Here is a 26248-nt window from a genome sequence, read left to right as displayed (position 1 = left end):
TGACAATGCCAGTTGTTGCATTGTACGTGCCGCCGTTGGAGACGACTACCGATGTTAAGCCCGGAACGATGCTGTCAGTAATTGTGACCTGCGTCGCTGTGCTTGGCCCGATGTTTTGCGTCGAAATCGTGTAAGTAACTGTTGAGCCTGCATTAGCTGTGGCGGGCCCGATTTTGGTGGTAACGAGGTCGGCACTAGCAGCAACAATTGTAGTTGAGACTTGAGAGACGGGTTGCGAACTATTGTTGTTATCTAGATTGGGGTCGAAAGTGCTGGAGCTGCTAAATGCAGTGTTAGTTAAGGCTGTGCCTGGGCTGAGTGTTGCCGGAACTGTGGCGGTGATGGTGCGGGTGACGCTCTCACCGTTAGCCAGAGTAGGAATAGCTGGCCAGGTGACCGTTCTCGTTGCGGGATTGAAAGTACCGCCGTTGTCAGCGCTGACGAAATTTAAGGCTGGAGGGAGCGGATCTTGAATCAGGACGCTTTGGGCGCTGCTGGGCCCGTTATTAGTGGAAATAATAGTGTAGGTAATCGTGCTGTTGGCTGTGGCAACCAGCGGGCCTTTTTTAACAATGGAAACGTCGGCTACGAGTGAAGGCGTCTCTATACTTTCCACGAGGACATTGTTAACTTCGTGAATGTTTGAATTTCCCCCTGTCGAAGCAGCAAAGCCAAATTTAAAAGTAGGTGGCACTGCTCCGTTTATGCTTGCCACATTGGGTATGTCGAGCAGTGTTTCGCCCGCCTCAAAGGTATTGTTGCTGTTCAAGTCGAAGGCAACTGACAGACGGTTAGGTGTTGCTGAAGTCGTCGAGGTTAATGTAATTTGAACCCTTCTTTTAGCAGGAAGGCGATTGGTTTCCAATGGCTTATCTATGCCAATGGCAATGGAAGTGTTCGTTAAAAAATTATAAGTTGTGCTTTCGCTGCCTCTAAGTGCTAGTGTATCTTGTTGCCTGCTACTGAATCCACCCCGTTTTTGACCAGCAACCGAGCTAGAATAATTGCCAAACTCGTCTAATCCTATACCTAAATAACCTCCTACAATACCGGGTATCGTGGGCGCCGGAGGACTCGTATTCTGAGCATAGCCGAGAGAGCCGCCAAACCCTCCCGCTTTTGTTGGCGTAGCTGTTCCGTCAATCAGGAAAAAACTAGTACCATCTGCACCCTCGAGGGAACCATTCACATCAGGGATCGTACCTCTGTTATACGCATAGTAATCAAAGGTAACTCTCAGACCCTCAGTGGCAGAGATGGGGTTGTTGTAGATTACAAAAGCTGCTTGGTTAAAGGCGTTTGATGTTAATCTTAAAGTACCTCCTCCGGGTGGATCGCCAATCCCTAAAATGGGAATAACGCCGTTGGGGTTGGGTGTTGAACCTGCGGTTAAGCCTGGGTTAGCTGTAAGGGTGTTGCCAACTCCATATATCCAAGGCCCGACTACTGTTGGATCTTTAAAGTTTTCATTTACTAAAGTAGACAGGACTGATGTATAGCCTTCTAGGACTTCTTTTTCAAAGGCTATTTCGGTATTTATTTGTCCTGTGGAAATTTCTAATTCCCAGTCGCCTCCTAAGGCTGCATTACCAGTTCGGTTGTTGGAAGCGGCAATATTTGCGCCAGTGAATTTCCTGATTTTTTGTAGGAATTTCATCCCGGATTCGCCGGCGGCTACGTTACAGCCGTAAAGTAGAATGCTGGCGGATTCGCTAAGGGATTTTCCCCACTGCTGCAATTGGCTGCTGTAGGTTTCTAGATTATCAATGTTCAGTTCTGCCCGGCCGATTTCTAATGCTGCTTCTCGGCCGTGAGAAACTATGTGCAGGCTGGTGATACTGTTGCGCCGATCCAAAATTTCCGTAATTTGCTCGATCGCCTCCCTGGTTGGATCGAGTACAAATACTTCCGTTCCTGCTTTAACACCACCGATTAATTGCTCGTAATTTTCTACTCGGGTGTCAACAACCACTAGAGATTTTTGCGCTTCTGGTTCTGCTGTAGAGGTTGTTTTTTCCAAAAAAAAGTTGTTGTTAGTGGCCATAATCGTAGATTTAGATGCTTTTACGCCTGAAAATTTTGGTAGATGCAAGATCGTTTTCATCAAAAAAATTCGGTAAGTGGGTTGCGAGCTGTCTAAAGACGCGCTCGTGGGAAACGACGCGGGGATTTCAATAAGCGAGTGAATCTTTCCATTACACCGAGATTGCTAGATTCGGTGTCATGCATGTAGTGTACGAGCGGTGGGACAATTACCATCTCAAATTGTGCAACCCGCTATCGCACAACAGTTTTGCTCTTTCTCGCCTCTATCAAAGGTGTGATGTTAGCTTGCGCTTTAGTTAACGCCCGGTACTCGATTTAGGACACTAATTTCACCCAATAACTCTGCTTAATCGTAAATTTCGCGATTCAAGGAACTAGCTTCGCATTCCCTGGTGGGTCTTTAACTCTTACCGTTAACGTGGTACGCAGGTACACATCTGGTCAACTGTGGTTTAAGTCTTAGGCTAGAAGCGAGGGTGTCTTTAGACCAGGGTGGTTGACTATTCCTTGATTGAGTTATTCGTTTTAACATACCCACCTTCAGGATATTCCATAAACAGCAAAATATAAATATTCAAAAAAGTGTAAGTATAAATTTAAATTTATACTTACATATTTTTATTGTTGAGATTTTAGGAAAGAATTGGACGGGGACTGCTGCGGGCGATCGCGGGTTCCTAGGGCGACAAATCACCGCAATTCCTACGCAAGCATTTTCGGGCTTTGACTGCGCCAGTTAATTCTTTTTATTTGAGAAGAGGCTATGCCAGAACATGGAGAATTCGATCGCCCGTTACCTACGCCTTGGTCAAAAAAAAGGCAGTGATTCCAGTCACGCCAAGGTTTTCAGTACGGTTGTAGGTATGATTTTTTGTTGAATCTTCACCGTCAGTCAACTTAAAAAATTGGTTTCCGAGAAGTGGAAAATTTTTAATTTGAGATTCTATTTAATACTGTTACTCATTGGCATCGCTGCCAAGTTTACTTATCGTAAACCCTTATCAAAAAAATCTCAGAACGACAATAAAACCTACAAAATTTAACATAGCGTAAGGCAAGTTAACACGAGCTAGGAGTTGACAAGTTGCAGTAATCTATGATTTCACCTATTGGGTGTTGGCAGCCAAAGGCAGCGAAGCGAGCGCAGGATTTGAGAATTGAACGCGATATTTGCACAAAATTTTCTTTCAAACCCTACAGTATTGTTGACGGTTGACGGTTGACGGTTGACTACTCTCTTCCCTCTTGCTTAGGCGCTACGGGATAGGTGCTTTGTGCAGCGCGCATCCGAAACATAGCTGCTGTGCTCACATAGCTATGTTTCGGATGGACACCCTAGGGGATAGGCCCAAAAATTGAGGGTGGGGCGATCGCAGTTTATCGGACTGCGCCACCCGCAATTGGGCGCTTTTTCAACATTAGTTAATATCGAGTTCCCGCACTAAAAAAGCCCATTCATCTGCCAATTCTTCAATGATTTTCGCAGTGGGTTTGCCGGCACCGTGTCCCGCTTTGGTTTCGATCCGAATTAACACCGGTTTTTCTCCGGCGTGCATTTCTTGCAAAGCGGAAGCAAATTTAAAACTGTGGGCCGGAACTACTCGATCGTCATGATCGGCAGTTGTAATCATTGTCGCCGGATAAGCAATTCCCGGTTTGAGGTTGTGCAGGGGAGAATAGCCGTGAATTGTGGAAAATTCTTCGGGATTTTCCGGCGAACCGTATTCAGAAGTCCAGGCCCAACCAATAGTAAATTTGTGGAAGCGCAACATATCCATAACGCCAACTGCCGGCAGTGCTGCACCGAACAATTCCGGCCGCTGAGTCATGCAAGCTCCCACTAATAAACCGCCGTTGCTGCCACCTGCGATCGCCAATTTTGCTGGTTTGGTGTACTTGTTTTCGATCAACCATTCAGCGGCGCTGATAAAGTCATCAAACACTTTTTGCTTATTCAACTTTGTGCCTGCTTGGTGCCATGATTCGCCGTACTCGCCACCTCCCCGCAAACAGGCTGTTGCGTAAACTCCGCCCATCTCCAACCACACGATCCTGCTAACCGAAAAACTCGGAGTTAGCGAGATGCCAAAACCGCCGTAGCCGTAAAGGTAGGTGGGGTTGTTGCCATCTAACTGCAAGCCTTTCTTGTGCGTGATAAACATGGGTACTTGCGTACCGTCTTTGCTCGGGTAAAATACTTGTTTTGTCTCGTAATCCTCCGGATTAAAATCAACTTTTGGTTGCCGATAAATTGTACTTTCATCTGTCACCATATTGTAGTGGTAGATGATGTTGGGTGCAGTGAAACTCGTGTAAGCATAAAAAGTTTCAGTGTCGTGCCGCTTGCCGCCGAATCCTCCCGCCGAACCGATTCCTGGCAAGGCAACTTGTCGCACGAAAGAGCCGTCTAAGTTGAAGATTTTAATCTGGGTGTAGGCGTCTTTCAGGTAAGAAGCGACAAATTGATTGTTCAGGAGGCCAATGCCTCCGAGGGTTTCGGCTGCTTCAGGGATAATTTCTGTGAATTTCCCTTGACTTCCATCACCAGCGAGGCATGAGGGAGGTGGGTTGTTGGTGTCGATCGCAATTACGCGGCCCAACGGTGCATTCAAGTCTGTTTGAAGCCAGAAAAGAGAGCCATCATTGTCAATGAAACTGTACTCAGCCTCAAATTCGTTAATTAGTTCTACAACGGTTGATTCCGGTGCCGTCAAATCCTTGTAGAAAATCAAGTTTTTGGTTTCCGTTCCCTGCCAAACAGAGATAATTAAGTAACGGCCATCTTCGGTAACGCCGCCGCTAAATCCCCACTCTTTCTGGTCTGGTCGCTCATAGATTAATACGTCTTCAGATTGCGGCGTGCCGATTTTGTGGTAAAACAGTTTTTGGTAATAATTAACGTCTTCGTGCTTGCTTTTTTCGTTGGGTTCATCGTATCGGCTGTAAAAAAAGCCTTTACCGTCGTGAGTCCAGGATGCTCCTGAAAATTTAATCCACTTTAAATGGTCTGATAAATCTTCGCCTGTTGCCACATCACGGACTTTCCATTCCTGCCAGTCGGACCCGGAAGCTGACAAACCGTAGGCCATATATTTACCGTCTTCGCTGATAGCTACGCCACCGAGAGCAACGGTTCCGTCTTCTGAGAGAGTATTGGGGTCAATTAATACTTTGGGTTCGCCGTCGAGGGATGTTAAGGTGTAGAGTACGGATTGATTTTGCAGACCGTCATTCTTGTAGTAAAAATAGCGATCGCCTTGTTTGAAAGGTATGCCGTATTTCTCGTAATCCCAAAGTTGAGTCAGGCGCTGTTTGATTTTTTCCCGCGCCGGAATTTCGCGGAGATAGCCAAAGGTAACTTGATTTTGGGCTTCCACCCAAGCTTGGGTTTCCTCTGAGTCGGGGTCTTCTAGCCACCTGTAGGGGTCGGATACTTTGACGCCGTGGTAGTCGTCTGTTTGGTCGATTTTGCGGGTTGTGGGGTAGCTTAAAGGTCGATCGAACTGGGCCATGATTTTTTACTTGCGGTAACTTTTTCCAGTTTAGCCTTTCGCGGCAGTGACGACAGAGAACAACCACACCCAACAGCAAATACCAAATACCCGACAGGTTTCAACCTGTCGCTACACAGACAAAACCCGCCGACGCGGGTTTTATATCTTACAAATTTCTCATTGCCAGCCTCAGCGAAGCAATCGCAAAAGCTGAGGATAAAAATATCGTCGCATCAATTGTGAACTCTCCCACCTCTCTCCTCTTCCTTCGTGTCCTTAGCGTCTTCGCGGTTCAATTCTCTTACTTTCCAATCAGCCATCACCCATTTTCAACTAATCCAACTCTCTCCTTCCTTCCAAAGCGCGAGCCAATGTAACCTCATCAGCATATTCCAAATCTCCCCCCATCGGCAAACCAAAAGCTATGCGCGTCACCAGAGTAAAAGGTTTTAATAAGTGGCCGATATAAAGAGTAGTAGTTTCGCCTTCCACGCTGGGACTAATAGCAATAATTACTTCCTTAATCTTGTCGTGGTTGACGCGCCGGACTAACGGTTGAATGTTCAATTGTTCCGGACCAATTCCATCCATCGGCGAGATAACGCCGCCAACAACGTGATATTTGCCCATATATTCCCGGGTTTTTTCTAAAGCGATTACGTCGCGGGAATCTGACACTACACAAATGGTATGACTGTCGCGGTTAGTATTGCGGCAAATTTCGCAAACAGGGTCAGCAGATAAGTGAAAGCATACTTGACAGAAACCTACTTGCTGTTTGGCATCTATCAAAGATTTAGCTAGAGCTTGCACGTCTTCTTCCGGTCGCTTCAAAATATGTAAAGCTAGACGCTGGGCTGTTTTTGGACCGATTCCGGGCAAGCGCTGCAATTGTTCGATTAAACGAGCTAAAGGTCGAGTGTACATTAAAAATTGGCGGTAATTGGTAAGATCATTTCTGGTTGATTCGCGACTATATAATTGGCGCGATGTAGGGGCGGGTTTTACCAACCATCTATGTTTAAAACTAAGTATATCATAAACCTGTCCCGCCCATACACTGAGGAATATTGACTAATTTACCCTCCACTAATTTTAGCTTTGTAGCCTAACTTTGTGATAATTTCTAGCAGCTTTTGCTTGTGTTCGCCTTGAATTTCGATTTCATTATCTTTGACTGTGCCGCCAGTACCGCATTGAGCTTTTAGCTGTTTGGCTAGAGTTGCTAATGTTTCGGGTTTTTCCTGAAAGCCGCTGATGACTGTAACTGTTTTGCCGCCGCGTCCTTTGCGGGATGCTTCGATTTTGAGGTTTTGTTGATTGGGAGGAACTTCGGCAACTCCCCGCTGGAGGGCTGCCGAGTTGTCAACATTGCCAAACTCGGAGTAAACTACTCGTTTGCCGTCAGTTGTTTTGTTGTCAGAATCTTTACGTTTGGAGGCTGCCATAGGTTAAAATGCCTGAATTTTTTTTACGGGTATTTCTAGTTTTAGCGGATTGGGTGTAAGGTTGCGATCGCTCGTTTAGACTCTGATATTATACCTATTGTATTAGCCCATCAAGGGTTCAGGGAATTATTAAGTGTCTTATTATTATCGATCGCTTTTGAGTGTTGCGGGTAAAGGCGATCGCTCTTGAATCGGATAGCGACGTTGGGCGATCGTTTGTGTTAACGTTAAACTGCGATCGCCTGGTGCCGGATGAGTCGATAACAAAGCAATATCTAAACGAGATTGTCGCGCTAATCGCTGGAAAAAGTCTGTTGCGCCTGCTGCGTGTCCGTAATGAGAAACCAGGAGTTGTAAGCCAAATTCATCGGCTTGGGCTTCCTGATTGCGAGAAAATTGGGCTTTGCTTAAATTGGAAGCGATCGCAGCGCCAACATTCAGCAACCCACCTCCATCGCCTGCGAACACCCCTACCACAAATTGTAGCGCCAATCCCCGCCCAATTCCCCGCAAATGATCGCGATGGGCGAAATGACCCAACTCATGACCTAAGATCATCATCAACTCGTTTTCCGATTCCAATTGCTGTATTAAACCCCGATAAATAATAATTGTATCTCCAGGTAAGGCTAGGGCGTTTACAGTATCATCGGGAATGTAAAGTAGGCGATAATTGCGATCGATATTTTTTTGTTTAGGTAATTTAGTTTCCAGGCGATTCAGGAGTTGATTGAGGGTATCTTGTGCGGGAGAAGAGCTCGCAAGACGTTCGTAAGCTGGGATAACTAACGCCCCCAAACGCTGTTCGAGTTCGGGGGGAATTAATAAAATCAGCCCATCTACCAGTTTGATGCTTCCCCAAAGCAATAAACAGACTAATGCTAAAAAAATCCCTAATAGGGTTAGCAGTTGTCTGTTACTTGTGGGTGGATTGCGATCGCTCATCAGGTTTTTCAATTATTGTATGATGGTAGAATGCGTTGTGATAATTTAACGCCTGCTACAAGGTATATAAAAGCACCGAACTAATTGTTCTTTGTCGGTCGGAAGGGATTTAAAAAATTAATCAGAGGAAACAGGTTGCGAGACTGTATCCACAGTTTACCCTCTCCACTGAAACGACAAACTAAGCCTTCTCCACCTAAAATTCCCGTCCTCAAGTTTGTCCAGGATAGCCCCCCCATAACTTCAACATTATACTTCAGCGTATCCTCAAAGGCGACAATATAACCGGTATCCACGATATAACTTCCATTGACTGGAATTTCCAGGATGGCGCCATAGGAATTAAACCAGATATCGCCTTCTCCAGTTGCTTTCAGAAAAAACAGAGATTCGCCACCAAAGAAACCTTTTAAACCCTGAAATTTACTATCAAGGTCTACAGTAGAACTCGATGCCACAAACGCAGAAGATTGCAGCATCAAGCTATTTCCCTTGAGGTGATAATGTTGAATATCGCCGGGAAGTCCAGGGGAAATGTAAAGTGTTCCAGAACGTTCGGGTGCCGTAAATTCGCTGATAAACAAAGACTCACCCGTTAACATTCGCGTGAGGCCTTTCATTAAACCTCCTTTGACTTTTGATTTGAGGGTGATGTGACTATCCATCGCTGCCATGCCCGAAGCTTCTACCAACACCGTTTTGTTGGCAGGAATTTTGAGTTTTAGTTGGGCATATGATGGAGAATGCTCGATTGTATATGAGATATTGCTAGGCATATAAGTTGATAGTTGATAGGTGGCAGTTGGCAGTTGATGGTTGAGAGTTGGGAGTTGGCAGTTGATGGTTGAGAGTTGAGAGTTGACAATAAACAGAGAATAGGTAATAAGAACTTTATCCGTCTCCTTTTTGTTCCATTCTCTTCGTCTTCCTCTCTTGCTACCTCGGAGGTAAACGACTGCCGACGGCTTGACCGAATGCTAGGGCATTGTGGGTTTGACAGAACAGGCGGCCGTTGCCTTTAAAGCGACAAACTAAACCTTCTCCGCCGAGAAATGCACTCAACCAACTACTTCCGGGAGGTTTGGTAATTTCAAACTTTAAAGTTTTCTCAAAGGCGACAATATGACCTGTATCAACAATGTATTCTCCTTTGACAGGAACTTCGTAAATTGCGCCGAAGGAACTCAATAGTACGTCTCCACGACCGCCCATATCCAGCCAGAAGATACTTTCTCCAGAAAACAGTGATTTGAAGCCTTGAAAACCCAAGTCAATATTGACATCTGATGTGCTAGCTAAATAAGAACCTGATTGTACTACTAAGCCACTTGCGCCCATTTTATAGTGCAGCATATCGCCCAACATTTTGGGCGCTAAAAATAGTGTATTTTCCGGTGTGGGCGAGCGAAATACACTTAAAAATAGCGACTCTCCACCAACCATTCGTTTGAGTCCGCCGAGAATACCGCCACCTTTGCCTTGGCGCAATGTCGTACTTGCTTGTAGATAGCCACTCATGGCCACCATTGCACCTGCCTCGGCAACGATTTCTTCACCTGTATTTAGGGTAACACGGGCGATCGTGCTGTCGGGTTGCTGTAAAAGTTCAATTTTCATATTCGGTAGTAGGTAATGGGTATATTCGCTCGCAACTCAAACTTTACTCGACAAAAATTGAACTAAACCATCGATACTTCTGGATTGCAAATAAATTGTTCCCTTGCCCGTGACTTTATTCACAAACCCTTCCCCGGATGTGATCGAACCTAATAATCCGCCTGCCATTTTTACCGACATTTTTATTCCCGACTCGTAAGCTACTAAATGCCCTGTATCGACAATAAAGTCACCATTAATTTTCTGGCGAGTCAAACCACCATAGGCGCCAAAAAATACCGTTCCCTGTCCGCTGGCTTGCAATTTAAATAAGCCTTCTCCCGAAAACCAACTTGCCAATCCAGCCCAGCGCACGCCTAATTTGATATCGGGGGTACTGGCAATATAAGCACCGGGTTGAAAGCACAGGTTATTTTCGTAGACTTGAACTTCGGCAATATCTCCGATTGCCGATTGAGAAAGAACGACTTGGAGAGACTGCCGTGTTAGATTTGTAAATCGATTGACGAACAGCGATTCACCGCCAAAAAACTTTTTCAATACACCTGACAAAAAACCTCCATTAAATTCTGTTTTCATGGTGAGTGCTGCATCCATTGCTATCATCGCTCCTGACTCAGCAATAATGCTTTCTCCAGGTTCGAGGGTAAGAAAAATTGTGGCAAAGGAAGGTTTATAACGAATGTCGATATCCACGAGTTTGGTTTCCTTTTTTGTAACAATAACTGCAACAAGTGAAATCTGTTAATGGTTGCTCAATTTAACCTATAATTTGCTGGAAGGAGCGCCCAGAGAGAACACTGCGAACAATAAAAATTTTATTACCCGTCGCCCTCTATGGAGATGGTTTTGGGGTTGAGGTTATTGAGTTTTATCAGTAGACCGAGAGGAGAGAGTAAAATTGTAGGTCTATGCTTCTATTTTACTACGATTGAACGAGCAAGCTGTTACGTTCTTCAATAAATGTAACATATAGCACAAGTATGAGGAGATGAGTTTACTGCAATCATTGTGCTAAAATTATAAGTTTGCTATAAGTATTAAAATTAAAAAGGTGGAAAATCTGGTCGTAGAGTCGATAATCTGCCGTTCGCTCTGCGCTAGTGAGAATGTTATAAGCATGGTTAACGATGACCGAAATCTCAAGGCAATTAACAATATTATGGTGGCATGGCCCTAAGTCAGTAGACTTTAATTTGAAAAATAATTATGCATCAGATCGGCGCTACGTCCGAAAATTTGTTTTGTTTGATGGAAAAGACTTTTTCAATACGTCTAGTCTGTAAAGTGAACCTTTCCGGGCGAGGTTTAGGGATCCTGCGGTACGGTTGGGGAGGAGGTCAAAATCAAATTTGTTCGATCGCCTCAAGTCCCCAAGCAATTTGGTACGATCGACTAAGCGTGCGATCGACACGCCCGCCTCTAGCTTACCGGCGAATCTAAAAATCTAAAATCTAAAAACTAAAATCCAATGACTGTCACCCCCCTGCATCTCACCACCGAAACCAGCATTCAACGCCCCGACTCCCTCGGCAGATTCGGCAAATTCGGCGGCAAATACGTCCCCGAAACCCTGATGCCGGCTTTATTTGAACTAGAAGCCGCTTTCCACAAATACAGCAGCGAACCGGAATTTCAACAGCAACTCCAACAATTACTCAAAGATTATGTCGGCCGCCCCAGCCCTTTGTATTTTGCCGAACGCCTCACCGAGCACTACGCTAAAGCAGACGGAACTGGCCCGCAAATTTACCTCAAACGCGAAGATTTAAACCACACCGGAGCTCACAAAATTAACAACGCTTTAGCTCAAGCATTGCTGGCAAAACGCATGGGCAAAAAGCGGGTAATTGCTGAAACTGGTGCCGGTCAACACGGTGTTGCTACCGCTACAGTTTGCGCTCGTTTCGGTATAGAATGCATTGTCTACATGGGCGTTCACGACATGGAAAGACAGGCTTTAAATGTGTTTAGAATGCGGCTGATGGGTGCCGAAGTGCGGCCGGTGGCGGCGGGTACGGGAACGCTGAAAGATGCGACTTCGGAAGCGATTCGCGACTGGGTGACAAACGTGGAGACAACTCATTACATTCTCGGTTCGGTAGCGGGCCCGCATCCTTACCCGATGATGGTGCGCGATTTCCATGCGATAATCGGTCAAGAAACCCGCGCTCAGTGTCAAGAAAAGTGGGGTGGTTTGCCGGATATTTTATTAGCTTGCGTCGGCGGCGGTTCTAATGCAATGGGTCTTTTTCACGAGTTTGTCGGGGAAGAAACTGTCAGATTGATTGGTATTGAAGCGGCGGGCGAAGGTGTGGATACCCAGAAACACGCTGCTACTTTGACTAAAGGAAGTGTGGGTGTTCTGCACGGGGCGATGAGTTATTTGCTGCAAGATAATGAAGGTCAAGTGATTGAGCCGCATTCGATTAGTGCGGGTTTGGATTATCCGGGCGTGGGACCGGAACACAGTTATTTGAAGGATGCGGGTCGGGCTGAATATTATAGCGTAACTGATGCAGAAGCGCTGGAAGCATTTAAGCGGCTTTCGCAGTTGGAGGGGATTATTCCGGCTTTGGAAACTGCTCACGCGATCGCCTATTTAGAGACTCTATGCCCTGGGCTAACAGGCAATCCGCGCATTGTGCTTAACTGTTCGGGACGAGGCGACAAAGATGTGAACACTGTGGCGAAGGTTCTGAATATCTAGTTGGGCGGAATGTGGGGCGATCGCTCTGTAGGAATTAGTAACAATTAATTGGTGTCAACTTAAGACTAAAATCCTTTGTCTCTGTCGTTTGTATCGAAGTCTAGATCCCCCCTAGCCCCCCTTAATAAGGGGGGACCCGAAGCGCTCTTTCGTCCTCCGGAGGCGGGGGATTCGAGGCGGATAGTCAGACGGTATACTCGTATTACTTTTGGCATTAAGTTGACACTAATGGTAACAATTAACTTTATTTTTTGTTTGATTTCATGTCCAAAGGTTTAATTTTGACGTGCGTGGGATTGTTGACAATCATGCTGCCAAAGTGTGGCGCGGTCAGTCTTGAGCGATCGCGACCGGAAACTTCTATGAATACTAATGTTGCTTCGAGTGCTATTACTGACTTAGAAAAAGCGGTTAACCAACAGATAAATCAATACCGAGCATCTAAAAAGTTGCCGCCGCTGAGAGTCGATCCGCAAATTTCTCAGATCGCAAGAATTCACAGCGAAAATATGGCTAGTGGTAAAGTACGCTTCAGCCACGATGGATTTGAAGGGCGGGCGAAAGCAATTACTATTCCTTATCAAAGTGTAGCTGAAAATGTTGCTTACAATATGGGCTACAGCGACCCGGTACGCAAGGCTGTTGAAGGTTGGATTAAAAGTGAGGGCCACCGCAAGAATATGGAGGGTCAGTTTAATTTAACTGGAATTGGAATTGCTAAAAATGCCAAAGGCGAGTATTATTTTACTCAGCTTTTTGTTCGTAGCAGGTAAGCTGAAGGAAGCCACGACACGAATTCGGACACGGATACACGGATAAATTATCAAGTGTGAGGTAGATGCTGAAGTCAGAAGGAAGACGGAAGAGGGAAGAGAGAAGAGGGTAGTCAACAGTCAACAGCCAACAGTCAACAGTCAACAGTCAACAGTCAACAATTACTAATAATGAAATTTCCAGATTTTCAAGTGTGCGATCGCGATCTTCCCGATTCTCTCTTATCTTATTATTTGACAGCAGAGGCGATCGCGGTTGATACGGAAACAATGGGTTTGATGCCGTGGCGCGATCGGCTGTGCTTGGTGCAGTTGTGCAATCCCGAAGGTAAAGTTGCAGTGGTGCGGATTGCCAAAGGCCAGACAGCAGCACCGAATTTAAAGAAGTTAATGGAAGCCGAAAATATTGAGAAAGTCTTTCATTTTGCGCGCTTTGATATGGCAACAATGCGTTACAATTTAAGTATTGACATTGCACCAGTTTTCTGCACAAAACTAGCTAGCAAACTTGCTAGAACTTATACCAACAGACACGGATTGAAAGAGTTAATTCTCGAACTGGAAAAGGTAGAATTAAATAAAACTTCTCAAAGTTCCGACTGGGGAAATGCGAATAATCTTTCGGACGATCAACTAAATTATGCTGCGAACGATGTCCGCTATTTGCTGAGCGCTAAACAAAAGTTGACTGGGATGTTGCAGCGAGAAGAACGCTGGGAAATTGCACAGCAATGTTTTCAGTGTTTGCCAGTTTTTGTGAGTTTGGATTTATTGCAGTACAATGATGTTTTCGAGCACGGTTGAGACTCTTGCAGTGAAAAACATCTCGATCGGACTAGGCGATTGAAATCGCTACTACAAAAACTTTCGTCCGCATAGGCGGACGAATAAATAAAGAAGAAATATAGGAAGAAACCCGGTTTGAGAGGTAAGCGAGTCCGATCGCGAAAACAGTCATCTATTCCTAATTAGGGCGGCTCGGGATTGTGTTCGTGAATCAAGGCTTCAATTTGGTCGTCAAGATTTCTAATCACTTTTTCCAAAGCGGGCAACCCCTCTAAAGGCACAGGAGAAAGCCGAGTTCGATCGCGAATTTCATTCACTTTCCGCTGCAATTCTTCGGCCAGTCGCAGCGCGTCCCGACTCAAATTAGACAACTGCTGCTGCTGGTAAAACCTCAAAGCTGCTCCCCGCAAAACTTGCAGCGTAGCTTCTTCTTTGCCGTCCACCGCCATTATCCGCAAGCGCAACAGCAAATGAGTTTCTTGATATATGCGTTCTACTTCGACTTGTTTGGGCTGTTCCACCGGGCAAACAGGCATATCCGTCAGCCGCTTCAACTCGTCGATGACCTCTTGGAAGAGGACGATATCGATACCTTCGAGCACCGATTTCAAAACGCCGTCTTGACTCCACAGAATGCGGCCTTGGGATTGGTTCCGCTCAAAAAACAAGCGGCCTATACCGTCTAGCAGCACTCTAGCGAGCAATTCTTGCAGCAGTTGCGGCGCGGGCAAAGTTGCCAAAACTTCGACTGGGCTTGACAAGTGCAAGGCCTCGACATTCAAAACCGATAGCTGTGTCGGCGTCGGGGAAACCTCAGCGCCGGCAGGTTTAAACCGGTCACGAGCGGGCATCGAGGGTTCGGGCCCAGACAGCAGCGTTTCTGCTTTGGGGGGTGAAGTTGGTAGTGCGGGATTTGTGGGTGTTGGGGCTGCTGCGGTTTCTGTGTGGCTGGGATCTTTAAGCTGGCTCCCGTGGAGCAAGTAAGCTGAGAGGATCGAGCGCTGAATTTCCGAGGCAATTGGCTCTGTTGTGACTGAGCAATTCATGTAAGCTAAAATCCGCTGCACGTAGTCCAAGGCCGAGTCATCTTGGGCATCGACTACGCCCAGTTTAAACTGATTACCTTCTAGAGATAAAGGCAAAACTTGATAGTAAAGGCAAGCTTCAAAGGGGACAACTGTGTCGATTAGTTGAAATATTCGATCGGAGTCCATGGTAGCTGCCGTGTCTGCTGAATATGTATGTACCATTAGCTGCTCTGTAGTTGGAAGCGCGATCGAGCGCCACCCACCAACCTGATGCGATAAAATTTAACGCTGCAACTTTCCAGCAGGAAGGAATTGGTCTCACAACCGGAAGCTTTTATTAAATAAAAAATCCTTAGTTCCTGAATTTTCTCCCTTCTGTATTGCAGCGTCAAATTATACCAAAAGATTGAGAACTACATGATGACTGGCGCAGTCTAGACCAACTATCATCGATCGCACGAGATTGATTTCCGTGGCTGGCAACGACAGAATTATGTCTTTAATGCGCAAGTATTATAGATGCACCCCAACCGAGATTTACGGGCAACCGCTAAATTTAGGAGTGGTTAAAGAATCCTAAAAAGTCGATCGTACTGCTAGTATCTTAGCCCAGACAGTTGACTGCGATCGTTTTCGCTCGCCATCATCTTCGATCGCGCTGCGATATCGCCATCGATCTAACCTGATTTGATACAATGGGCATCGCGCGGTTTTCCAGGGGGAAACTCTGGGTAATCTGTGGCTGTTGGGGAATTGATTTGTAGCGCGGATTCTAAAAAATGCTACCGCCAATTAACAATTAGCAATTGCCCGCCACCCATTACCAATCTACTTGTTGCGGAGCGATTGAGCTGCTAAATAGAGTTTGCTCCACTCGCCGATGACTTGATTGGTTTTCAGCTTTAATTCAGATGCGATGGTCTCTACACTTTTCCCTGCTTTCAGCGATTCGAGCAACTGCCGCTGCACCGGCGTGAGGTCTTGTAAATATTGCTGCCACTGAGCCGGAGTCAAGCCCAAACTGTGTTCTGCGATCGAAGTTTCCAGCCAGCTAGCGACCAATTCCGGTGCTTGTTTGACCGCAAAAACCCGAATCGCGTGGTAACTGACTTTTTCTCGCAAGCGGTAAATTTGCTTGATTGGCACCTTCAACTCCTCGGCAATTGCCTCTTGGGAACGACCTTGGAGGTAAAGCTGCAGCCACCGCGAAGCCAGCGGATCGACTTGTGCGGCCAAGTAATTCTCAAATTCTTGTTGGACAATCTGCCGCTGAGTTTGCTGCTCTTCCCAAGCTTGATTTTCGCGATACTCGGACATGGCCTGTTCGTCTAACAGGCTGAGCGGTTCGTCTGTATCGTCGGGTAGAACCTGTTCCGACACCAGCCGCACCCAGTCTCCCGCAGGCACTTGCGTCAACCCGCCCCGCTGGGCACGCCGCAGGTAGTTGACAAAACGGTACACCAGCAGCGGCTGGTTGCGGATCGGCCGCAAGCAGTATTCTTCTGTGCTTGCTAGCAGCAAAGCATTTCGCAGGCGTCTGTCACAGGTGCATTCGGCAATCCAAGCGACTTGCTGCTGCAGGTAGCGATCGGAATTGAGCATTTCCTGAATCACTTCTTGTAGTACCTCCACCGCACTCCGCTGTCTGTCGCGACTCAGGGAAACCCACGCTTGGATTTTTTGCCGGAGCACCACCAAACCGCCGAGCCGCCCGATCAAGTTGCGGTAAGCTTTTTCTGGCGGTACTCCCAGATACCGAGAAATCAAAATTCGATATAAAAAGTCGATCGCGCCGGAGGCGACGGTTAGTTGAGCCGGAGCAAGAGTGTCAAATCTTTCTGGCCTGTCTCCCAACAGCCAGCGGACAACACTCTCGCGAGTGCTAGAACTCTCCTCCGGGCAATCTTGTTCAAGTCGTGACTTCCAATCTTGTGCCAGTCTTTCCGCCAAGGTCATGAGCTGTTGAGCTATTTGTCTTTCACCCCCGATTTTACGTGGTATGCTGATCATTTGAGTCTTTTTTGGATCTAATTAGGACTTGCGCGTCGGTAAAATAATTCTGTGAGTGGGCGATCGCGATCGCAATTGCTGGTTTTTTTTTCACTGCCGATCGGTAAGTTTTTTCATGATTAAACGGGCAGATTACTTGCCTATTGACACAAACACCTAACACTGTTATATGACTAACTTTTTATTAGAACTCGGTACGGAAGAATTGCCCGCATCTTTTGTCAGAAGCAGCGCCGAGCAGTGGCAGCGACTTGTACCTGCAACTCTGGCAGAACAATCCTTGACAAATGACTCAATTAATGTATACGCTACTCCGAGGCGTTTGGCAGTTCTGGTGAAAGGACTGCCTGTTCAGCAATTAGATAGAGAAGAAGAGGTAAAAGGGCCGCCGGCAAGTTCGGCTTTTAAAGATGGCAAACCGACGAAAGCAGCGGAAGGTTTTGCCAAAAAGCAGGGCGTAGAAATTGAGGCTTTGGAAGTTCGCGCTACCGATAAAGGCGATTTTGTTTTTGTGCTCAAAAAGATTCCGGGGCGGAAGACAGCGGATATTTTGGCAGAACTTGTGCCGCAGTGGATTAACAAGTTAGAAGGCAAAAGATTTATGCGGTGGGCCGACGGAGATTTGAAGTTTCCGCGCCCGATTCGATGGATGGTGGCACTGTTGGATGATACTGTACTGCCAATTACATTGGTGAGCGGTTCGGATACGGTCAAGAGCGATCGAATTTCCCAAGGACACCGGGTGTTACATACTTCCCCTACACCCCCCCTTGGCAACGGGGGGACGGGGGGAGTCTCGATTCCGCAAGCCGAGGATTATGTCGAGTGTCTGCGGGCTGCTTGCGTGGAGGTCGATCGATCGCAGCGCCAAACTAAAATTAAAGCACAAGTAGAAGCAGCAGCAACAAAACAAGGCGGTTACGCCGACATTACCGAAGAATTGTTAGAAGAAGTCACCGACTTAGTAGAATGGCCGAACGCAGTTGTCGGCAAATTTGACGAAGATTTTTTGATATTGCCGCCGGAAGTAATCACCACAATTATTGTTACAAACCAGCGGTATTTTCCCATCCTCAAAAGCCCGGATTTTCCAGAACTGCTGCCATATTTCATTACAATTTCCAACGGAGACCCGGCTAAAGCGGCGATTATTGCCGCTGGTAACGAGCGAGTAGTGCGGGCGAGATTGGCAGACGGTCAGTTTTTCTACAAAGCAGACTTGGCAAAGCCTCTAGAGGATTATTTGCCCAAGTTGGAAACAGTTACTTTCCAGGAAGATTTGGGGACAGTGCGCGCCAAGGTCGATCGCCTCTGCAAGATTGCCAGTTTAATAGTCAATCAACTGCAAATTACAGAGCAAGAGCAAGCTGATGTAGCGAGAGCCGCCTTACTTTGCAAAGCCGACCTCGTAACCCAAATGGTTTACGAACTTCCCGAAATGCAAGGAATCATGGGGCAGAAATACGCCTTAGCAAGCGGCGAATCCGAAGCAGTAGCCACAGCAATTTTTGAACATTATTTGCCCCGAGGCGCGGGCGACAAGTTGCCGCAAACTCTCACAGGTCAAATTGTCGGAATAGCAGACAAATTAGATACATTAGTCAGCATCTTCGGCTTGGGAATGTTGCCGACAGGTTCATCCGATCCCTTCGCTTTGCGTCGCGCAGCCAATGCAATAACTAACATTATTTGGGCTGCTCAGTTGCCAGTCAACTTGCACCAGTTGCTAGCAGAAGTAGTTGCCGAATTTAGCGCAGCGCGACCGGAAACACCAGGGGAGTTGCTCGAGCAGCTGTATGAGTTTTTTCTGCAAAGAATTCGGACTTTATTGCAAGAAGAAAAGAATGTAGATTATGATTTGGTAAATGCAGTTTTGGGAGAAAACGACCCAGAATATACTGAACGAGCATTGAGAGATTTGTTAGACGCACTGGAAAGAGCGCTTTTTCTGCAACAAATCCGCAACAACCAGACTTTGGATCTGATTTACGAAACAGTCAACCGTTCAACTCGTTTGGCGGCTCAAGGTAATTTGGATAAAATAGAACTGGAACCGAAAACGGCAGTGAAACCCGAGTTATTTCAAAAGTCATCGGAACAAGCTTTTTACGATGCAGTAGTGCAGTTAGTGCCGCAAACGCAGCTATCTAAACAAACTCGCAATTACCAGCAATTGGTAGATAGTTTGACAGAGATTGCTCCGACTGTCAGCAACTTTTTCGACGGACCAGAAAGCGTTTTAGTGATGGACTCTGACCCGGAAATTAAGCAAAATCGGTTGAATTTACTGGGTTTGCTGCGGAATCACGCGCGGGTGTTGGCTGACTTTGGGGCGATCGTCAATCGATTTTAGATTTTGGATTTTGGATTTTAGATTGAAGAATTTAACTGGTTTCCAGGCTGTGCCTGGGAACCGATATCCAGAGGCTCTGCCTCGCTCTTTCCCAGGGAAAATATGAACAATGAAGGAGAAACAACAGATTCGTAAATGGGCGCAAATGTCAAAGGCCAGTTTCTGGATAGGGCCAGTTATTTATGTCATATTGTATCTGCTATCAAGATGGTGGTGGATTTTAACAACAATTAGTGTGGTATTTCTGTTTTTAATATGGAAAGCCTTCGGGACAGGAATTTTATTTTATACTTGTTTAATATTTATAGTAGCAATGCTATTGCCACCAAGAGGTTGGAAGGGGGTAACAAGATGTGGATTACAAAGAAATATAGGGTTATCTGGGTTGGTGTTATGGTTGTCGCTATGCTTAACAATAGCTTTGCCATCTAAAGCAGCAGGCTGGTTGTGGTGTTTGGCAGTATTTAGTCTGGTGAGTATCATAGACAACTGGTTAAGACTAACCAGATTGCTCTCTAGAGATATTGGCAAATTAGAAGATGAAATAAAAGATCTTAAGAGTCGTACTGCTATCCTCGAACAGGGGGGGTACTGCGACGAGATACATCCAGTGGAAGCAGCCGCCAGGGAACTGGAAACAGCAACTAACTACGACTCAGCAATTTACATTTTTCAGCAATACCCCCGACCAATTCTCTCTGATGCGTGGAACAAGCTAACTGACGAGCAAAAAGCTAAAGTCCGGAAGTGGACAAGCAGATATTTGAGCGAGAAGGGGGAGTTTTGGAATTAAATCATATAGCTGGCTTTCTGGAAAATAGTCAGGAGACGGCAGTGTCGTTTCCCTACGAATCAGGAGACAGCAGTGCTGTTTCCCTAAAAATATCGCGGGCGATCGCTCTATTAAAAAATAAGCAAAATGGCCAATAGCCAAAAACCCATGCAAGGTTAAGATATAAACTTATAAAACCAAGAAAATTCGCTCCATCACACACACAACTTATGCCGATAGCTCATATCATTGGACTAGGAAAATCAGGAATTGCCGCCGCAAGACTGCTAAAACGCGAAGGATGGGAAGTAACGCTGAGCGATCGCTCATCTTCCCCAAATTTGCTCGAACAGCAACAGCAACTCATTAGCGAAGGAATTAAAGTTGAGTTAGGTCAATCTTTGGAACCAGTCGAATCTATAGAATTAATAGTAGTAAGTCCGGGCGTTCCCTGGGACAGTCCAGCATTAGTGCGCGCCAGAGAGTTAGGCATTGAAACAATAGGAGAAATGGCTCTCGCGTGGCGTTACCTCAAATCTCCTTGGGTGGGAATTACTGGCACTAACGGCAAAACTACTACTACTGCTTTAATTGCTGCTATTTTTAAAGAAGCCGGGCTTTACGCTCCCGCTTGCGGCAATATAGGCTATGCTGCGTGTGAATTAGCTTTAGCCGAAAAACAGCCGGATTGGGTAATCGCAGAAATTAGCAGCTATCAAATAGAATCCTCGCCGTTTGTAGCGCCGCGCATCGGAGTTTTGACGACTTTGACGCCCGATCATCTCAGCCGCCACAAAACTTTAGAAAATTACTACAACATTAAAGCGCATTTGCTGAAAAAATCCGAATTGCAAGTAATCAACGGCGACGATCCTTATTTGCGACAGCAAGGACTTGACATTTGGCCGGATGCGTGCTGGACGAGTGTCAAAGGTGAAAAAGAACTGTTGGGCGATTCCCTACGGGATAGCTACGCTTCACGCACTTTTGGAGCGTACATCGAAAACGGTTGGGTAATAGCTCAAAGCGAGAAAATTTTGCCGGCTGAGTCTTTGCGGATGGTGGGAGAACACAATTTGCAGAATTTGTTAATGGCGGTGGCAGCGGCTAATTTGGCGGGGATAGATAAAAGTGCGATCGCCCGGGCCATCGCTAAATTCCCCGGAGTTTCGCACCGCCTCGAACACATCTGCACATGGGAAGGCATAGATTTCATCAACGACAGCAAAGCTACTAATTATGACGCCGCCCAAGTCGGGTTAGCTTCAGTGAGCGCACCGGCGATTTTAATTGCCGGCGGCGACGCCAAAGAAGGGGACGATCGCGCATGGATTGATACAATAAAAGCAAAAGCTGCTGCGGTGTTGCTAATTGGAGATGCAGCGAGTCTTTTTAGCGATCGGCTAGAACAAGCAAATTACAAAGCTTGGGAAACTGTCGGAACCATGGAACGAGCAATCCCGCGAGCAGCAGAACTAGCCCAAAAAAATCATGCTAAAGTAGTGCTGCTTTCCCCAGCCTGTGCAAGCTTCGATCAATACCAAAACTTCGAGCAACGCGGCGATCATTTCCGCCAACTATGCCTCGAATCCCTAGTTTAGATATATCATTGTTCGCTGTGTACAAATTAAGATTGTTCTACACAGCGAACACTAACCAAATTCAATCTGCGTGCATCTGCGTCTATCGGCTTACATCTGCGGTTAAAAATTAAAACCTCTAATTTGAGCCAATCTACTTTAACCAACAGTCTTCCAAACAGTCTTAATTCTAGCCTGCTGTTCCCCTTCTAGCTCAGAAAAAACTAGCATGATTTCCTCATGAGTGTAATCAATAATTATTGCAGCCAATTGAGCCGCAGTTTCCGCTGACAGCATTGCTAGTTTCAATTTGGTCATTGCTTCTTTATCCATCAACAGTAAAGTTTTAATTTTTACCTCAGTTAGATTTTAATTTTTTCTACAAATATCTTGGAGTTGTGCATTAAAACTATCAATCTGATCGGAACTTATTGTATCAGAATGCGACGAGGATATTTTAATTTTTTTGCTGCAAATCTGAGAAAGCAAATTTTCATCAATCTCCAGAATCGGGTCTTGGGAAGTGACATATTTTTGCAACAAAATTGCGATTTCCCTTTCCAGTTGGCGATAGCCTTGCTGAAAGAAATCTTGAGAGTTAGAACGAAACAAACCGCTATTGAGTTGCTGCTGAATTTGGCTAGTTGTCAGCGATTGAGCCGAGACAGCAGCCGGAAATCCAAAAGATGCTGCTAGCCACCAGCTAGAAATTATCTGTTTGAGAATGCTGTTCATAACTGTCGGGAGGAGTTATTACCTCAGTTAGTTTCTCGTTTTCTGACTCGCTTGCTAATTCATCTTCTCGTTCAAGTTTTTCTTGCCACTCGACAAGCTGCTGAAAAAGTTTCGGGTTAATTTCAAATACGGGTTTGTTGGTTTCTGACATATTGACTCCTAACATTTATTTAACTGGTTCCCGGGCTCTGCCTGGGAACCGCTATCCAGATGCTCTGCCTCGCTTTTTCAGCAGGAAAATTGGAGCCTGAGTCTCCGGATATGCGTTACCAGGCCGAGCCCGGAAGTAGAAAAACAATTAGGTCGATCGGAAGCTACGCTCAAACCTTCAGCAGCGACATAATTATCCCAGTTAAGGAACCACCAAGCAAAGCTAAAGTAGCTAAGGTACTAATGCCAAATCCTGCCGCTCTTTTTTCGGCAGCTTGATAGTAACCCCAAGCAAACAAAATGCGTCCAATTATCCAAACTGCGCCGATAGCGGCGCCCCAAATTGGGCTGATAAATTGCGAGAACAGCCACAGCGAGGGCAAAAATAGAATCATTTGCTCTAAGGTATTTTGCTGAACTCGCAACACTCGCTCAAAGTCTGGGTTTCCTGTCATCTGCGGGGGAGAAACTTTGTGTTTGAATCTAGCTCTGCCGACGTTGATGGTAACAACGAAGTAGAGAATTAATGCTGAAACAGTAATTAGACTAGGCCAAAGTGTCGCGTTTGCTTCTGCGAGCATGATTCGGTATTATTGGGTTGGAGTAGATATCTTGATTATAAATCAATTATTGCCGATCGCGTTATTCATGGCCCTCCTGTCATTCGAGGCAGGGAATGTGATTCAACTGCTGGGTATTAGTGGTGCGACAATTGCTTTCGGATTCCGGGACATCCTCGAAAACTTGCTGGCTGGGATTTTGATTCTTTTCCTCGCACCCGCCGACGGATACAAACCCGCGACTCCTCTGGTGAGCAGCCCCAAATTTCAGACTTTTGTTCAAGCTCCCAGATTCATCAGTGGAGTAAATCTAAAATCAGTCGAGTAAATTTAAAATCTAAAATCTAAAATCTAAAATCAGTCGAGTAAATTTAAAATCTAAAATCTAAAATCTAAAATCTAAAATCTAAAATCTAAAATCTAAAATCTAAAATCTAAAATCTAAAATCGATTGACGGATACCAGCCCCTGACTTAAGGAGATTATTTTGCTCAACAATATTCGAGACCGTCTTAAATATTTTACCAGAAGCAGGATTGATCCACAGCATTTAAAGAAAATACGAGTGGACTTGTTGGAAGAATCAACCCTAGATATTGACTATCTTGTCTTAATTTTCGGCTCCTGTATAATCGCTACCTTTGGACTGCTTGGCAACAGTGCGGCCGTCATCATCGGTGCTATGATCGTCGCCCCTCTGATGTTGCCAATCCGAGGGTTAGCATTTGGAGCGGTAGAAGGTAACGTTCTCCTCTTCCGCAAAGGTTTAATTTCATTAGCAGTCGGGACGGTGCTAGCAATTTTTCTAGCTTGTTTTTTGGGGGTTTTGGTACAACTTCCCGACTTTGGGAGCGAGGTTCTAGCTCGTTCTAAACCTACATTACTAGACTTAGGAATTGCGATCGCCGCTGGGGGAATCAGCGGCTATGCGAAAGTTCAGCCGAAAGTTTCTGCTACTCTGGCGGGAACTGCGATCGCCGTGGCTCTCATGCCGCCAATTTGTGTTATTGGTTTAGGCTTATCTCAAGCTAATTGGTCGCTCAGTTTGGGAGCAAGCCTCCTGTATCTTACTAATTTGCTGGGGATTACTCTCTCCTGTATGCTAACCTCTTTAATGGCCGGCTACACGCCCCTGCATCGCGCCGGTAAAGCCCTCGTTTGGGCGCTAGCATTGACGGCTATACTTGTAATTCCTTTGGGGGTGAGTTTTGCGGAATTGATCGAGCAAGCGCAACTCGAAGCCAGCCTGAAGCGGGCGTTGCTTAACCGAACTATCACTTTTCAACGAGTGGAAATGATGAAAAGCGATACTAACTGGTTGACAAAACCGCCGGAAGTTCGTCTGAGTGTTCGCAGCAGCGAAGCTTTGACACCCAAACAGGTGCAGCTTTTAGAAGCCTTTGTAGAAAAAGAAATGGGTCAACAATTTACCCTAATTTTTCAAGTCAGTCAAGTTGAAGAAGTGCGGAGCTTTACCCTGAATAAGTCCCGATCGAAACCGAAACCTTAGCTATTTTAACCCTAATTGTATGACCCCAAAAACTCTAATTCACGAAGTGACAATCGAGGGCAATCTGAAGTAATTTCTCTTAGTGCTATTAGTTTCCTTAAGTGTGGCGGTGCTGCCGCAAATATGGGGCTGGTTGCGCCAAATTCCCTACAGGCTGCTTTTAGTAATTGTCGGGTTGGGTTTGGCTTTTATAGATGTGCGATTAGTATCGCTCTCGCCCGAACCGGTTCTGTTGATTTTTTTGCCGCCTCTTTTGAATGTTGAGGCCGGGGGGGAAATTTGCTACAAAACAGTTATTTGAATGGGCAGATTTTCAGCCTGGGGAGACTGTTTTGGAGTTGGCTGCTAGTTTTGGATATAGTTCGATCGCCCTTGCTGAACGTTTTGGTGTAAAAGTAGTGGGAGTTGAGGAAAATCCCGAGAGTGTGGCCCGGGCTCGTGCTAATGTTGCAGCAGCGGGTTTGAGCCATCGAGTGGAAATTGTGGAAGGAGATATTTTTCACTTGGATCGGATGTCCCAACAGTTTGATTGGGTTTTGGCTGAAGCTATCTTGACAATGCAGTCGCCGTCAGGGAAAGCTAAAATTGTATAGGGAATTTGCGATCGTTTAAAACCAGGTGGCAAGTTTCTCTCTCACGAAGTTTTAGCTAGAAACCGAGAATCTGAAATTCACAAAGCTTTATCAGAAGTGATTCGCGTCAATTCAACGCCTTTGTCTGAGTCTGGCTGGATTGCTGTCTACCAAAACGCGGGGAAAGCAAGTAGAAAAGTGTCAAAGTGGGGCGATGGGGCTCCTCAATTTGCCGCGAATGCTGCAAGATGAAGGGTTTGTGGGTATTGTGCCGATTTTGTGGAATATATTAAGTCGATCGCAAATTCGCGATCGCATCTTAGCAATGCGTCGAGTTTTCCAGCATTACCAACAGGATCTAGGTTACATCCTTATCTCGGCCAAAAAACAATCTTAACCGATTTTCGATTTTCGATTTTCGATTGAAGATAGTGAAGCCACTGATAAATCCGGGGGCCCAAACCAAATTAATCGATTTTCGATTTTCGATTTTCGATTGAAGATAGTGAAGCCACTGATAAATCCGGGGACCCCAAGCCAAATTAATTGATCGTCAAAAACTATGACTACTACTCTTTTACCGCTACAATCTTCAGCAATCCAACTCCGAGACACAATTGAATATCCCGCCGCCGGAGTGTTGAGCAAAATTTTAGTCAAAGACAATAATTGTCAGTACAGTTTATTTTGTCTGGCCGCAGGAACGGAAATTTCGGAACACACTTCGGCACGGAATGCCACACTTAATGTCATCGAAGGAAAGGGTATTTTGACTTTGGAAGGCAAGGATATTGTTTTGGAACCGGGGGTGTTTGCCTTCATGCCGGCTCGTGCACTCCACGCTTTGAAAGCTGAAGAAAATTTGGCATTTATTTTGACACTTTCTGAGGCTAATTAATTTCCGCAATATTGCTGTAGGGGCGGTTTTTACCAACCCTAATTGCCTAAAATCAATCATCTCATAAACCCGCCCCGATTCACAGGTTGTGGGGGGCGGGTTTATATAGATAGTGAGTTGCAGTCAAATATTGTTTGTGAAACCCGCCACTACAAGATTTGGGATTTTAACATTTAGTCTATAGCTAATACCATTTTGCCAAATAAGTGCTACAATGCCAGAAAAATAAGGGATATTTTATGAAGGTCAACTATCAAGAAA

The 26248-nt window shown here is 45.7% G+C and carries 27 protein-coding genes and 1 pseudogene; 14 read left to right on the top strand and 14 right to left on the bottom strand.

The window, feature by feature from the left end; all coding sequences use genetic code 11:
* The 8 genes from QUB56_RS31770 to QUB56_RS31735 form a co-directional block, all read right to left on the bottom strand.
* On the bottom strand, positions 1-2020 hold a 2020-nt coding region (locus QUB56_RS31770; RefSeq protein WP_332960332.1), incomplete at its 3' end, for a DUF4347 domain-containing protein.
* A gap of 1444 nt (positions 2021-3464) precedes the next feature.
* Complete coding sequence (locus QUB56_RS31765; protein WP_332960331.1) at positions 3465-5558, bottom strand: prolyl oligopeptidase family serine peptidase; 2094 nt, start codon at positions 5556-5558, stop codon at positions 3465-3467.
* A 315-nt stretch (positions 5559-5873) separates the two neighbouring features.
* Positions 5874-6467: a recombination mediator RecR gene (recR, locus tag QUB56_RS31760; RefSeq protein WP_332960330.1), complete on the bottom strand. Its 594-nt coding sequence runs from the start codon at positions 6465-6467 to the stop codon at positions 5874-5876.
* A 152-nt stretch (positions 6468-6619) separates the two neighbouring features.
* Positions 6620-6988 carry a translation initiation factor gene (locus QUB56_RS31755; protein ID WP_332960328.1) on the bottom strand — a complete coding sequence of 123 codons (369 nt, stop codon included), beginning with the start codon at positions 6986-6988 and terminating at the stop codon, positions 6620-6622.
* Between the two features lie 144 nt (positions 6989-7132).
* Complete coding sequence (locus QUB56_RS31750) at positions 7133-7945, bottom strand: M48 family metallopeptidase (RefSeq protein ID WP_332960327.1); 813 nt, start codon at positions 7943-7945, stop codon at positions 7133-7135.
* Between the two features lie 68 nt (positions 7946-8013).
* On the bottom strand, positions 8014-8709 hold the full coding sequence (locus QUB56_RS31745; RefSeq protein WP_332960326.1) for a TIGR00266 family protein: 696 nt from the start codon (positions 8707-8709) through the stop codon (positions 8014-8016).
* A gap of 160 nt (positions 8710-8869) precedes the next feature.
* Positions 8870-9550 (bottom strand): TIGR00266 family protein, encoded by a 681-nt coding sequence (locus QUB56_RS31740; protein ID WP_332960325.1) that lies wholly within the window; start codon positions 9548-9550, stop codon positions 8870-8872.
* A gap of 36 nt (positions 9551-9586) precedes the next feature.
* A complete protein-coding gene (locus QUB56_RS31735) occupies positions 9587-10246 on the bottom strand; it encodes a TIGR00266 family protein (protein WP_332960324.1) in 660 nt (219 codons plus the stop codon).
* Positions 10247-10759: 513 nt separating this feature from the next.
* On the opposite strand from QUB56_RS31735, the gene QUB56_RS31730 reads away from it, so the two are divergent.
* The 4 genes from QUB56_RS31730 to QUB56_RS31715 all read left to right on the top strand — a co-directional run bounded on the left by QUB56_RS31730 (position 10760) and on the right by QUB56_RS31715 (position 13837).
* Positions 10760-10993: a hypothetical protein gene (locus QUB56_RS31730; protein ID WP_332960323.1), complete on the top strand. Its 234-nt coding sequence runs from the start codon at positions 10760-10762 to the stop codon at positions 10991-10993.
* A 28-nt stretch (positions 10994-11021) separates the two neighbouring features.
* Positions 11022-12260, top strand: a complete 1239-nt coding sequence (trpB, locus tag QUB56_RS31725; protein ID WP_332960322.1) for a tryptophan synthase subunit beta — start codon at positions 11022-11024, stop codon at positions 12258-12260.
* Between the two features lie 263 nt (positions 12261-12523).
* Positions 12524-13033, top strand: coding sequence for a CAP domain-containing protein (locus tag QUB56_RS31720; RefSeq protein WP_332960321.1), 510 nt, complete (start codon positions 12524-12526; stop codon positions 13031-13033).
* A 171-nt stretch (positions 13034-13204) separates the two neighbouring features.
* Positions 13205-13837, top strand: coding sequence for a ribonuclease D (locus QUB56_RS31715; protein ID WP_332960320.1), 633 nt, complete (start codon positions 13205-13207; stop codon positions 13835-13837).
* Positions 13838-14001: 164 nt separating this feature from the next.
* On the opposite strand, the gene QUB56_RS31710 is transcribed toward QUB56_RS31715, so the two are convergent.
* Together QUB56_RS31710 and QUB56_RS31705 are read right to left on the bottom strand one after the other, a co-directional pair.
* Positions 14002-15069 carry a GspE/PulE/PilB domain-containing protein gene (locus QUB56_RS31710; RefSeq protein WP_332960319.1) on the bottom strand — a complete coding sequence of 356 codons (1068 nt, stop codon included), beginning with the start codon at positions 15067-15069 and terminating at the stop codon, positions 14002-14004.
* A 606-nt stretch (positions 15070-15675) separates the two neighbouring features.
* The gene (locus QUB56_RS31705) at positions 15676-16857 is read right to left on the bottom strand and encodes a HetZ-related protein 2 (protein WP_332960318.1); all 1182 of its coding nucleotides are present in this window, start codon (positions 16855-16857) and stop codon (positions 15676-15678) included.
* Positions 16858-17026: 169 nt separating this feature from the next.
* Here QUB56_RS31705 and glyS point away from each other — a divergent pair, with 169 nt between their 5' ends.
* The 4 genes from glyS to murD all read left to right on the top strand — a co-directional run bounded on the left by glyS (position 17027) and on the right by murD (position 21583).
* Complete coding sequence (glyS, locus tag QUB56_RS31700; RefSeq protein WP_332960317.1) at positions 17027-19210, top strand: glycine--tRNA ligase subunit beta; 2184 nt, start codon at positions 17027-17029, stop codon at positions 19208-19210.
* A 109-nt stretch (positions 19211-19319) separates the two neighbouring features.
* Positions 19320-20003, top strand: coding sequence for a hypothetical protein (locus tag QUB56_RS31695; RefSeq protein WP_332960316.1), 684 nt, complete (start codon positions 19320-19322; stop codon positions 20001-20003).
* A complete protein-coding gene (locus QUB56_RS31690) occupies positions 19994-20140 on the top strand; it encodes a hypothetical protein (RefSeq protein ID WP_332960315.1) in 147 nt (48 codons plus the stop codon). The genes QUB56_RS31695 and QUB56_RS31690 overlap by 10 nt, the downstream gene beginning before the upstream one ends.
* Positions 20141-20212: 72 nt before the next feature.
* Positions 20213-21583 carry a UDP-N-acetylmuramoyl-L-alanine--D-glutamate ligase gene (gene murD, locus QUB56_RS31685; protein ID WP_332960314.1) on the top strand — a complete coding sequence of 457 codons (1371 nt, stop codon included), beginning with the start codon at positions 20213-20215 and terminating at the stop codon, positions 21581-21583.
* A gap of 138 nt (positions 21584-21721) precedes the next feature.
* On the opposite strand, the gene QUB56_RS31680 is transcribed toward murD, so the two are convergent.
* The 4 genes from QUB56_RS31680 to QUB56_RS31665 form a co-directional block, all read right to left on the bottom strand.
* Positions 21722-21895 (bottom strand): hypothetical protein, encoded by a 174-nt coding sequence (locus QUB56_RS31680; RefSeq protein ID WP_332960313.1) that lies wholly within the window; start codon positions 21893-21895, stop codon positions 21722-21724.
* Between the two features lie 36 nt (positions 21896-21931).
* A complete protein-coding gene (locus tag QUB56_RS31675; RefSeq protein ID WP_332960312.1) occupies positions 21932-22297 on the bottom strand; it encodes a hypothetical protein in 366 nt (121 codons plus the stop codon).
* A complete protein-coding gene (locus tag QUB56_RS31670; protein ID WP_332960311.1) occupies positions 22266-22448 on the bottom strand; it encodes a hypothetical protein in 183 nt (60 codons plus the stop codon). Before QUB56_RS31670 ends, QUB56_RS31675 begins: the two co-directional genes overlap by 32 nt.
* A 169-nt stretch (positions 22449-22617) precedes the next feature.
* Positions 22618-23028 carry an MAPEG family protein gene (locus QUB56_RS31665; protein WP_332960310.1) on the bottom strand — a complete coding sequence of 137 codons (411 nt, stop codon included), beginning with the start codon at positions 23026-23028 and terminating at the stop codon, positions 22618-22620.
* Positions 23029-23059: 31 nt separating this feature from the next.
* On the opposite strand from QUB56_RS31665, the gene QUB56_RS31660 reads away from it, so the two are divergent.
* From QUB56_RS31660 to QUB56_RS31635, 6 genes and pseudogenes are all read left to right on the top strand, one after another.
* Complete coding sequence (locus QUB56_RS31660; protein ID WP_332960309.1) at positions 23060-23335, top strand: hypothetical protein; 276 nt, start codon at positions 23060-23062, stop codon at positions 23333-23335.
* Between the two features lie 237 nt (positions 23336-23572).
* Positions 23573-24517 carry a DUF389 domain-containing protein gene (locus QUB56_RS31655; protein ID WP_332960308.1) on the top strand — a complete coding sequence of 315 codons (945 nt, stop codon included), beginning with the start codon at positions 23573-23575 and terminating at the stop codon, positions 24515-24517.
* A gap of 19 nt (positions 24518-24536) precedes the next feature.
* Positions 24537-24773: pseudogene (locus QUB56_RS31650) on the top strand (sodium:proton antiporter); the annotation flags it as partial.
* A gap of 1 nt (position 24774) precedes the next feature.
* Positions 24775-25110, top strand: coding sequence for a class I SAM-dependent methyltransferase (locus tag QUB56_RS31645; RefSeq protein WP_332960307.1), 336 nt, complete (start codon positions 24775-24777; stop codon positions 25108-25110).
* Positions 25111-25249: 139 nt separating this feature from the next.
* Positions 25250-25486: a hypothetical protein gene (locus QUB56_RS31640; RefSeq protein ID WP_332960306.1), complete on the top strand. Its 237-nt coding sequence runs from the start codon at positions 25250-25252 to the stop codon at positions 25484-25486.
* Positions 25487-25651: 165 nt separating this feature from the next.
* The gene (locus QUB56_RS31635; RefSeq protein ID WP_332960305.1) at positions 25652-25987 is read left to right on the top strand and encodes a cupin domain-containing protein; all 336 of its coding nucleotides are present in this window, start codon (positions 25652-25654) and stop codon (positions 25985-25987) included.
* Positions 25988-26248 lie beyond the last annotated feature (261 nt).

It is taken from the genome of Microcoleus sp. AR_TQ3_B6, assembly GCF_036702785.1.
Lineage (GTDB): Bacteria > Cyanobacteriota > Cyanobacteriia > Cyanobacteriales > Microcoleaceae > Microcoleus.
The sequence above is the reverse complement of the archived record's forward strand: the minus strand, read 5'-3'. Positions and strand labels throughout refer to the sequence as shown.

Bases quoted from the DNA above. Each gene is read 5' to 3' on its own strand.
- QUB56_RS31720 (WP_332960321.1), top strand. From the start codon at position 12,524: ATGTCCAAAGGTTTAATTTTGACGTGCGTGGGATTGTTGACAATCATG.
- QUB56_RS31675 (WP_332960312.1), bottom strand. From the start codon at position 22,297: ATGAACAGCATTCTCAAACAGATAATTTCTAGCTGGTGGCTAGCAGCA.
- QUB56_RS31705 (WP_332960318.1), bottom strand. From the start codon at position 16,857: ATGATCAGCATACCACGTAAAATCGGGGGTGAAAGACAAATAGCTCAA.
- murD (WP_332960314.1), top strand. From the start codon at position 20,213: ATGCCGATAGCTCATATCATTGGACTAGGAAAATCAGGAATTGCCGCC.
- QUB56_RS31755 (WP_332960328.1), bottom strand. From the start codon at position 6,988: ATGGCAGCCTCCAAACGTAAAGATTCTGACAACAAAACAACTGACGGC.
- QUB56_RS31710 (WP_332960319.1), bottom strand. From the start codon at position 15,069: ATGGTACATACATATTCAGCAGACACGGCAGCTACCATGGACTCCGAT.
- QUB56_RS31680 (WP_332960313.1), bottom strand. From the start codon at position 21,895: ATGGATAAAGAAGCAATGACCAAATTGAAACTAGCAATGCTGTCAGCG.
- glyS (WP_332960317.1), top strand. From the start codon at position 17,027: ATGACTAACTTTTTATTAGAACTCGGTACGGAAGAATTGCCCGCATCT.
- QUB56_RS31665 (WP_332960310.1), bottom strand. From the start codon at position 23,028: ATGCTCGCAGAAGCAAACGCGACACTTTGGCCTAGTCTAATTACTGTT.
- QUB56_RS31645 (WP_332960307.1), top strand. From the start codon at position 24,775: ATGTTGAGGCCGGGGGGGAAATTTGCTACAAAACAGTTATTTGAATGG.
- QUB56_RS31715 (WP_332960320.1), top strand. From the start codon at position 13,205: ATGAAATTTCCAGATTTTCAAGTGTGCGATCGCGATCTTCCCGATTCT.
- QUB56_RS31740 (WP_332960325.1), bottom strand. From the start codon at position 9,550: ATGAAAATTGAACTTTTACAGCAACCCGACAGCACGATCGCCCGTGTT.
- QUB56_RS31695 (WP_332960316.1), top strand. From the start codon at position 19,320: ATGAAGGAGAAACAACAGATTCGTAAATGGGCGCAAATGTCAAAGGCC.
- QUB56_RS31635 (WP_332960305.1), top strand. From the start codon at position 25,652: ATGACTACTACTCTTTTACCGCTACAATCTTCAGCAATCCAACTCCGA.
- recR (WP_332960330.1), bottom strand. From the start codon at position 6,467: ATGTACACTCGACCTTTAGCTCGTTTAATCGAACAATTGCAGCGCTTG.
- QUB56_RS31765 (WP_332960331.1), bottom strand. From the start codon at position 5,558: ATGGCCCAGTTCGATCGACCTTTAAGCTACCCCACAACCCGCAAAATC.
- QUB56_RS31670 (WP_332960311.1), bottom strand. From the start codon at position 22,448: ATGTCAGAAACCAACAAACCCGTATTTGAAATTAACCCGAAACTTTTT.
- QUB56_RS31730 (WP_332960323.1), top strand. From the start codon at position 10,760: ATGCATCAGATCGGCGCTACGTCCGAAAATTTGTTTTGTTTGATGGAA.
- QUB56_RS31745 (WP_332960326.1), bottom strand. From the start codon at position 8,709: ATGCCTAGCAATATCTCATATACAATCGAGCATTCTCCATCATATGCC.
- trpB (WP_332960322.1), top strand. From the start codon at position 11,022: ATGACTGTCACCCCCCTGCATCTCACCACCGAAACCAGCATTCAACGC.